The 9035-nt window shown below is 58.6% G+C and carries 9 protein-coding genes; 1 reads left to right on the top strand and 8 read right to left on the bottom strand.

What is annotated here, in order from left to right; all coding sequences use genetic code 11:
• Positions 1 to 45 precede the first annotated feature (45 nt).
• The 8 genes from AC1D2P_RS29440 to puuE form a co-directional block, all read right to left on the bottom strand.
• The gene (locus AC1D2P_RS29440) at positions 46 to 831 is read right to left on the bottom strand and encodes an outer membrane protein OmpK (protein WP_046027117.1); all 786 of its coding nucleotides are present in this window, start codon (positions 829 to 831) and stop codon (positions 46 to 48) included.
• Positions 832 to 1207: 376 nt separating this feature from the next.
• On the bottom strand, positions 1208 to 1993 hold the full coding sequence (locus tag AC1D2P_RS29435) for an outer membrane protein OmpK (protein WP_477757706.1): 786 nt from the start codon (positions 1991 to 1993) through the stop codon (positions 1208 to 1210).
• A gap of 88 nt (positions 1994 to 2081) precedes the next feature.
• Complete coding sequence (locus AC1D2P_RS29430) at positions 2082 to 3440, bottom strand: nucleobase:cation symporter-2 family protein (protein WP_477757705.1); 1359 nt, start codon at positions 3438 to 3440, stop codon at positions 2082 to 2084.
• Positions 3441 to 3578: 138 nt separating this feature from the next.
• Positions 3579 to 4880: a urate hydroxylase PuuD gene (locus AC1D2P_RS29425; RefSeq protein ID WP_477757704.1), complete on the bottom strand. Its 1302-nt coding sequence runs from the start codon at positions 4878 to 4880 to the stop codon at positions 3579 to 3581.
• A 50-nt stretch (positions 4881 to 4930) separates the two neighbouring features.
• Complete coding sequence (locus AC1D2P_RS29420; RefSeq protein WP_008146154.1) at positions 4931 to 5434, bottom strand: ureidoglycolate lyase; 504 nt, start codon at positions 5432 to 5434, stop codon at positions 4931 to 4933.
• 154 nt (positions 5435 to 5588) lie between these two features.
• On the bottom strand, positions 5589 to 6584 hold the full coding sequence (gene alc, locus AC1D2P_RS29415; protein ID WP_121733428.1) for an allantoicase: 996 nt from the start codon (positions 6582 to 6584) through the stop codon (positions 5589 to 5591).
• Positions 6585 to 6673: 89 nt separating this feature from the next.
• Positions 6674 to 7189: a 2-oxo-4-hydroxy-4-carboxy-5-ureidoimidazoline decarboxylase gene (gene uraD, locus AC1D2P_RS29410; RefSeq protein WP_077430610.1), complete on the bottom strand. Its 516-nt coding sequence runs from the start codon at positions 7187 to 7189 to the stop codon at positions 6674 to 6676.
• Positions 7186 to 8112: an allantoinase PuuE gene (gene puuE / locus AC1D2P_RS29405; RefSeq protein WP_046027111.1), complete on the bottom strand. Its 927-nt coding sequence runs from the start codon at positions 8110 to 8112 to the stop codon at positions 7186 to 7188. The genes uraD and puuE overlap by 4 nt, the downstream gene beginning before the upstream one ends.
• A gap of 422 nt (positions 8113 to 8534) precedes the next feature.
• Between puuE and uraH the strand changes: the two genes are divergently transcribed.
• Positions 8535 to 8888 carry a hydroxyisourate hydrolase gene (gene uraH / locus AC1D2P_RS29400; RefSeq protein WP_046027110.1) on the top strand — a complete coding sequence of 118 codons (354 nt, stop codon included), beginning with the start codon at positions 8535 to 8537 and terminating at the stop codon, positions 8886 to 8888.
• Positions 8889 to 9035 lie beyond the last annotated feature (147 nt).

Genomic DNA, 9035 nt, shown 5'->3' with positions numbered 1-9035 from the left:
GGCTTGCCCGCGATGGCGTCCTCGCAGACGCCACTTACAGCCGGATCAGAAGTGGAACTTCACCAAGAGGCTCGTCACGTTCTGATTGGTCGTAAAGGCACCGGAATCTTCGATCCCGTATTTGTTTTTCCAGTAGTCGTATTCAACACCGACATACAGCTGCTTCGCACCGAAATTCAGCGCCTTGCCCAAGTCATATTTGACCTGTGGGTTGAAGTGCAGGTTGGCGTGGTATTCGCCGCGGCTGTTGACGTCGTTGTCGACGACCCAGTCCATGTAACCGTCGATCAGCACACTCGAACTGCCCACTGGAATGGTGTAAGACCAGACCGGGGTGATTTGCCAGACGTTGTCGCCTGGGCGATCGCCTTCGGTGTGACGGTTGTAGAAGTTCAACTGGAAGTAGTCGAAGCCCGGAATAGCCAGGTCGAAACCCGGACCGATCAGGTAGGACTCGGTATCGTCCTCACCAAACTCGTAGGTCATGGCCAGCAGTACATCTTTGATCGGGCCGAGTTCGAATTTCTGGTCGAAAATCTTGTTGAACGACAAGCGCGGGCTGAGCTCACCGTAGTGAGTGTTCTTGCCCGCAAAGGCGTCTTCCTTGCCGTTGTAGAAGATCTTGTCGATAAAGAAGAAGTTGTCGCCGTATTTCCAGCCATCGGCGTGTTCGAACGTCACGGTCTGCTGAATGGCAGGGTTGACCTTGAATTCTTTACCGTAGAGGTAAGTCAGGCTGTTGGTCTGCCATTGCAGCAAGTCGCCGGCCATGGCCTGGCCCCCGGCCAGCATCGATCCCGCCAACATCAGGCTAGTGCACGTACGTTTCATTCGGTTGCTCCCAAAAAGTAGGTGGTTCCACGTTATTTTTTTAAGGTCGGCGCTCTGGTGTGGCGCCTGTTTCTTTAGCGGTAAAAAATCATCCAATCGGTCAGCTTTAATGCTGTTAGCAAGAGCTGCGCCAAGGCTTTCAAAAAGCAAAAAAACTCCCGCTCGGCTGCTCAAGAACAGTCGATTGAGAGGGGGGGTGGAATGCCTTGGTACCGTCCAGAGCCGGGATAAGTTGGCCTTCTGGTCAGGAATTAAATCCGGGCTTTTTTTTAAAGCGGATTCAGGCGGCCGCGGAGAATACTGACTCCTTGGCCAGGTCTCAAGTGCCCCGCAACAGCGCACCGACGACAGGTTTGGGGCACGGTTGCCGGTCATCTTAGAAATGCACCTTCACCAGCAGGCTGGTGGTGTTTTCATTGGTGTCGAAGTTAGAGGTGTTCTCGATGCCGTATTTGTCTTTCCAGTAGCTGTATTCGACGCCGACGTACACCTGTTTCTCACGCCAGCCCAGGGCTTTGCCCAGGTCATATTTGATCTGCGGGTTGAAGTGCAGGTTGGCGTGATAGGTGCCGTGTGAGTTCTGGTCGTTGTCCACCACCCAATCGATGTAGCCGTCGATCAACACGTTCGAGTTGCCCAGTGGCAGGGTGTAGGACCAGGCCGGGGTGACTTGCCAGACATCGTCGCCGGGGCGCGAGCCTTCGGTCTGACGGTAATAGAAGTTCAAGGTGAAAAAGTTGAAGCCCGGGACAGCGAGGTCGAAGCCGGGGCCGATCAGGTAGGCCTCGGTGTCGTCTTCGCCACTTTCGTAGGTCATGGCCAGCAGCACGTCTTTGATCGGGCCGAATTCGAAACGGCGATCGAGGATTTTGCCGAAGGAGAGGCGCGGGCTGAACTCGCCGTAATAGGCGTGGGCGCCTTTGTTCCGGTCTTTCTCGCCGTTGTACCAGGTGCTGTCGACGAACAGGAAGTTGTCGCCGTACTTCCAGCGGTCGGCGTGTTCGAAGGTTATCGTCTGCTGGATCGCCGGGTTGACCACGAAATCCTTGCCGTACAGGTAGCTCAGGCTGTTGGTTTGCCACAGCAGTAAATCGCCAGCCATGGCCTGACTCGCGGCCAGCAGGCCACCACTCAACAGCACGTTGGTTTGTGTCCGAATCATCTGTTGCTCCCTCTTGTTTTTATTGTTCGAGGCGCAGGTTGTGGCCAGGGGGCTGACCACAGGCGGGCCCCCTTGGTTGTTCGTCAGATCAATGGGTGTGTGCGTGGCAGTCGTTGATGGCTGCGCGTTCGGCGCCACCCAGGATGTTGAACAGCAGGTTCAGCGTCAGCGCGCTGAGGGTGGCCATCGCGATGCCGCTGTGGGTGATCGGGCTCATCCACACGGGCAGGTGGGCGAAAAACTCCGGGCGTACCACCGGGATCAGCCCCATGCCGATGCTCACCGCCACCAGCAACTGATTGCGACGGTCACCGATGTCAGCTTCCTGGAGAATCTTTATTCCGGTCGCCGCGACCATGCCGAACATCGCAATCGCCGCGCCGCCCAGTACTGCTGGCGGAATCGATGCGACCAGAAACGCGGCCTTGGGCAGCAGGCTCAGCACAATCAGCAAACCGCCGGCAACGATGGTGACCGAGCGGCAACGCACGCCGGTCATCTGCACCAGGCCGATGTTCTGCGCGAAAGAGGAGTGGGTGAAGGTGTTGAAGAACCCGGCGAAAAACGAGGCGCCGGCATCACACAGCAAGCCGCGACGCAGCATTCGCGGGCAGACTTCCTGGCCGGTGATTTTGCCCAGCGCGAGGAACATCCCGGTGGACTCGACGAAGATGATCACCACCACCAGGCACATCGACAGGATCGGCGCGAGTTCGAACTTCGGCATGCCGAAATGCAGCGGGGTGACGAACTGAACCCACGGTGCGCTGGCCATGCCGCTGAGGTCGACCATGCCGATCACGCCGCAGATCACGTAGCCCAGGCACATGCCGATCAGCACGGAAATATTGACCCAGAAACCGCGCATGAAACGGTGCACCAGCAAAATGGTGCCCAGCACCAGTGCGGCGATGGCCAGGTAAATCGGTGAACCGAACTGAGCGGCGCTCGCACCGCCGCCGGCCCAGTTCACGGCCACGGGCAACAGCGACAAACCGATCGAGGTGATGACCGTGCCCGTCACCAGCGGCGGGAAGAAGCGTACGACTTTGGACATGAACGGCGCGATGAGCATGCCGAAGAACCCGGCGGCGATGGTTGCGCCGAAGATCCCTTGCAGACCGATTCCGGGCATGCCGGCCATGGCGACCATGCTGCCGACCGCAGCGAAACTGGCGCCCATCATCACCGGCATGCGAATGCCCATGGGGCCGATGCCCAGCGACTGAACGATGGTGGCGATGCCGGCGACCAGCAGGTCGGCGTTGATCAGGAAGGCGATTTCTTCACGACTCAGGCCAGCGGCCTGTCCGATGATCAGCGGCACCGCGATGGCGCCACCGTACATCAGCAAAACATGTTGCAGGCCAACCAGGATCAGCTGCAAAAGGGGCAAACGCTGAATGGCGGGTGCGTCGGGGATGCGCGCTGCGGATAGCTCGGACATGCAACACCTCGGATCTTTTTTATTCTTGTGATTTTGTGCATCAGGTAGACCGCGTTGCGGCCAATCGCAGGCAAGCCAGCTCCCACACAGACAATGCAAAACCTGTGGGAGCGAGCTTGCTCGCGATGCTTTTGCTACTTAGTTGGTCGGTGCTCCCTGAACAATCCAGGCGCCGATCAGGTCACGTTCCTGCTGGGTCATCTGAGTGATGTTGCCCAGTGGCATGATCTGGCTGGTGACGGCTTGAGCCTGGATCCGCGCCGCGTTCTGGCGGATTTGCTCGGGGGTGTCGAACATCACGCCGGCCGGGGCGGCACTGAACAGCGGGCTGGTTGGTTTGGCCGAATGGCAAACCGCGCAACGCTCCTGAATCACACTGTGCACCTTGTCGAAACCGGGGCCTGCGTTGGACGCTTGCGCCGGTGCGGCGGTGGGTGCTTCGGCGGGTTTGGTTTCAGCACGTTTCAAACCACCACCCAGCGCCGTTTCCGGCAGCGGCTGGTATTCGATTTTTGCCGGAGCCTTGGCCACGTCCGGGCTGGTCATCGGTGCGGGACCGGTGACGTAAGCCAGGCTGATCATGCCAACTGCCGCGACTGGCAATGTCCAGGCGAACTTGTGGCTGTCGTGACGGGTGTTGAAGTAGTGACGCACCAACACCGCCAACACCGCGATCCCGGCCAGGATCAGCCAGTTGTACTGGCTGCCGTAAGTGCTCGGGAAGTGGTTGCTGATCATGATGAACAGCACCGGCAAGGTGAAGTAGTTGTTGTGACGCGAACGCAGCAGGCCTTTGGCCGGCAGGGCCGGATCGGGCGTGCGGTTCTCGGCAATCGCCGCCACCAGTGCGCGCTGCGCCGGCATGATGATGCGGAACACGTTACCGACCATGATGGTGCCGATGATCGCGCCGACGTGCAGGTAAGCACCGCGTCCGCTGAACACTTTGCTGAAGCCGTAGGCCGCGCCAATGATCAGTACGAACAGGATGAACCCGAGCAGGGCAGGGCGCTTGCCCAGGGCCGAGTCACACAGGAAGGAGTAGACGAACCAGCCGACGAACAGCGAGCCGATGCCCAACAGTACGCCTTCAGGACCGCTCAGGGCGCTGCCCGGTGCCAGCAGGTAGAGCGTCGGGTTGGAGTAGAACACCACGCACAGCAGCGCGATCCCCGACATCCAGGTGAAGTAGGCTTCCCATTTGAACCAGTGCAGGTTGTCCGGCATGGTCGGTGGAGCCAGTTTGTATTTTTCCAGGTGGTAGATACCGCCACCGTGGATTGCCCACAAATCGCCAGCCAGCCCACTTTTCGGGTTGACCCGATTGAGGTTGTTTTCCAGCCAGACGAAATAGAACGACGCACCGATCCAGGCCACGCCAGTAATCATATGAACCCAGCGCACGCTGAGGTTCAGCCATTCCAACAGATGTGCTTCCACAGTCTTTACCTCTCGCCTGTCACTCTGTTGTCGAGTGATCAGACCTTCTCTTATTGGTGGGGGGCGAGGATCAAACGCTCATCCTCTTTGAAAAAATGCTCATCGCAGTTATTGCCTGTGCCACTGCGATCAACCACCAGGAAGTCATCCCGCTTTTCGATCGTCAGCACCGGGTGGTGCCAGACGCCGCGATGGTAATTAATGCCCTGCCTGCCGTTGGTGACGAAGGCGCGGACCAAGCCTGATACAGGTTCATCGCCAAGTGGCGCGACCACGATCAGAAAAGGGTTGCCGAGCAGCGGAATAAACGCCTGGCTGCCCAACGGGTGACGCTCCAGCATGCTGACGGTCAGCGGCATGTCCTGCGCGTCAGCGCGGAAGATGCTGATGATCGCGTTATCTTCTGGCTTCGCGGTTTCAACCGTCGCCAGTTTGTGAAAACGCATGGTCGAACCGTTGTTGATCATGAAGTGATCGCTGCCGTCGGTTTCGATCACGTCACCGAAAGGGGCGAAGGCTTCTTTGGTCAGCGGTTCAATCGTCAGTGTGCGCATGCTGTTCTTATCCGAATTCTGTGTTGTTCGTTTTGATCGTTCCCACGCTCTGCGTGGGAATGCCTCACCGGACGCTCCGCGTCCACTCTGTGACGCAGAGCGTCACGGGATGCGTTCCCACGCAGAACGTGGGAACGATCATTTAGGTTCACCCTTATTTAGCGACCTTGCCCAGTACGCGCAGGCGGCTCACACCACCGTCCGGGAACACGTTCAGGCGGATGTGGGTGATCGGGCCCAATGCCTTGATCTGCTCGGCGAAGGTGTGTTCGGCGTGCATTTCCAGTTTCTGCGCCGGAAGCAGTTCGCGCCAGAACAACGATTGGGTTTCGATCTGGCTGTCGGTGCCGCCTTTCACGAATGCGCCCTGTATCGAGCAGGTGTCCGGGTAGTTGCCCTTGAAGTGCAGGGTGTCGACGATGACTTTCTCGACTTCACCGGCATGGCCCAACGCGACGATCACCCAGTCATTGCCCGGGGTACGACGACGTGCGGTTTCCCAGCCGTCGCCCATGTTGATGCCACGGCCCGGGTTGAGGATGTTGCTCATGCGACCGAAGTGTTCGTCGGAGCAGGCGAGGGCGCGGCCACCGTTGAGGGCTGCGGCCAGGTCGATTTGCTCGTTGTCGCCCACAGCGGACCAGTCGCGGTGCGGCACGCCGTACACACGCAGACGGGCGACACCGCCATCCGGGTAGATGTTGAAGCGCAGGTGACTGAACGCCTGATCGTTGTTGATTTCGTGGAAGTGGTGGCTGTTGCCTTGCAGTTCGACGGCGGACAGAACTTCAACCCACTGGGTGTTTTCGGTCGGCTCGCCTTCAGCCAGGAAGCAGGCTTCCAGGGAGGCCGACGGCGGGAAGTTGCCGGTGAAGAATGAAGTGTCGATGTCGACGCCTTTGATCGAGCCCGGTACGCCCAGGCGGATCACCGCGCTGTCGTAGCCTTCGAAGCGCTTGCGGCGCGACTCCCAGCCGTCCATCCACTTGCCGTTGTCATCGAACACGCCCTCCTTCCACACGGCCGGGGTCGGTTGGAACAGACGGTTGGCGTCTGCGAACCAGTCATCGGTGACCGAGATGATTTTGGTGCCCAAACGGGCATCGGCCAGGTTGACGAACTTCTCGAAAGGTACGGCGTAAGCTTTCATTCTTCTTGTCTGCCTTTAATAAGTTGGCTTGGGATGCTTGCGAGGCCCTGGGTGAATCAGCGTTCTTGAATCCACTCGGGCCAGGCTTGCTATAGGGTCAGTAATCGGAACAGGGCGATCTTGTTGATCTCTGCCAGCGCACATTTGAATTCGGTGTCGACCGAGTTGTGGATGCGCGTTTCGAACGCTGCGAGGATCTGATGCCGGTTGCTGCCTTTTACCGCCATGATGAAGGGAAACTTGAACTTGGCTTTGTAGGCGTCGTTCAGCTCGGTGAAGCGCTGGAACTCTTCGGCCGTGCATTGGTGAATACCGGCGCCAGCCTGTTCGTTCGTGCTGGCTTCGGTCAGTTGGCCCTGGACGGCAGCTTTGCCGGCCAAGTCCGGGTGAGCGTTGATCAGGGCAAGCTGGCTTGCGTGATCGGCGCTCAACAGGATGTCGCTCATGCGCTGGTGCAGGGTTTCGATCTCGTCGATCGAGGCGTCCTGGCCCAGGTCAAAGGCCTTCTCGGCCACCCATGGCGAATGTTCGTAGATGTCGGCGAAAGCGGCGACGAAGGCGTCGCGGCTCAGGCTCGAAGGTTTGACGGTTTGAAAGGTGCTCATTTGGCAGCCCCTTGGTACGGGTGGGTTTCGTGCCAGTGGCGAGCGATGTCGACGCGACGGCTGAACCACACCTGTTCATGACTTTTAGCGTATTCGATAAAGCGCTTGAGCGATGCCAGACGCGCCGGACGGCCGATCAGGCGGCAGTGCAGGCCGATCGACAGCATTTTCGGTGCGTCGGCGCCTTCGGCGTACAGCACGTCGAACGCATCTTTGAGGTATTCGAAGAAGTCGTCGCCCTTGTTGAAACCCTGGACCTGGGTGAAGCGCATGTCATTGGTGTCCAGGGTGTACGGGATCACCAGGTGCGGCTTGCCAGTCGGGTTGTTCGGTTCCCAGTAGGGCAGGTCGTCGTCGTAGGTGTCGCAGTCGTAGAGGAAACCGCCTTCTTCCATCACCAACTTGCGGGTGTTGGGGCCGGTGCGACCGGTGTACCAGCCCAGCGGACGTTCACCGGTGATTTCGGTGAGGATGCGGATCGCTTCGAGCATGTGCTCGCGTTCCTGGGCTTCGTCCATGTACTGGTAGTCGATCCAGCGATAGCCGTGGCTGCAGATCTCGTGGCCGGCATCGACCATCGCGCGGATCACGTCCGGGTGGCGCTGGGCGGCCATGGCCACGGCGAAGATGGTCAGTGGAATGTCGAATTCCTTGAACAGCTTCAGAATCCGCCAGACACCGGCACGGCTGCCATACTCGTAAAGCGATTCCATGCTCATGTTGCGCGCGCCTTGCAGTGGCTGCGCCGAGACCATTTCGGAGAGGAAGGCTTCGGATTCTTTATCGCCGTGCAGGATGTTGCGCTCGCCGCCTTCTTCGTAATTGAGTACGAAAGACAAGGCAATGCGGGCGTTCCCCGGCCAATGTGGGTGAGGAGGGTTACTGCCGTAACCGATCAGGTCGCGTGGGTAGTCAGCGCTCACTGCAGTCTTCCTTCTTAATTCGGTGATGACGTTGGCGCGACGTGCCTGAACATTGAGTGCCAGGCTGGCGTCACAGCGATGGGCTGATTGTATACAACTTTATATTCACTTTGTAAGCCTGAATTTTTGCATTTTTCGCGAACTGTCATGAATTGATGATACTGCAAGAAACCTGCCTGACCGGTCAGCTAAATGGTAGAGGCTCCTCTGATCTTATGAGGTGGCGCAAATTCGCCGGAAATTCCCGACTGGCGGGCATCGAGGTAAATATGTCGTTTTTATTGTGTACAATTTTTTTGAAAAGTGTCTTAATCAATCGCTCGCCGCAGCGTTTCGTGCTCCGAACCGGTGCGGTCTCCTTTTTAACTGACTTCGGGAGGCGCGAGGTCTGACTGCTTGACGCAGGCAGGCGCGCAGAATCAATGGGACGTTTGACTACACACGTTTTGGACGCAGCACACGGTTGCCCGGGCAGCTCGATCAAGGTCGAGTTGTACCGCGTTGAAGGATCGCAGCTGGAATTGGTCGCCAGCGCGATAACCAACAGCGACGGTCGGGTCGATGCACCCCTGCTGCAAGGCGATGACTACCGTACCGGGGTCTATCAGGTTCAGTTCCATGCGGGCGATTACTACCGCGCCCGTGGCGTTGCGCTGCCGGAGCCGGCATTTCTGGATGTGGTGGTGCTGCGTTTTGGCATCTCTGCCGAGCAGGATCACTACCATGTGCCACTGCTGATTTCGCCCTATAGCTATTCCACGTACCGCGGCAGCTGATCCCCCAAGCAGCTGCCACAACCTGGAAGCGACTGCGCATATAGCTTCTTTGGTCTTTCGCCCGCTCACACTGCGGGCTTTTTTTCGTCTGGAGAAATGTTGCCTGTGCCGACGCCATCGCGGGCAAGCCCGCTCCCACAAGGAGTT

The sequence above is a fragment of the Pseudomonas sp. P1_F1_2 genome (assembly GCF_056405815.1).
The sequence above is the reverse complement of the archived record's forward strand: the minus strand, read 5'-3'. Positions and strand labels throughout refer to the sequence as shown.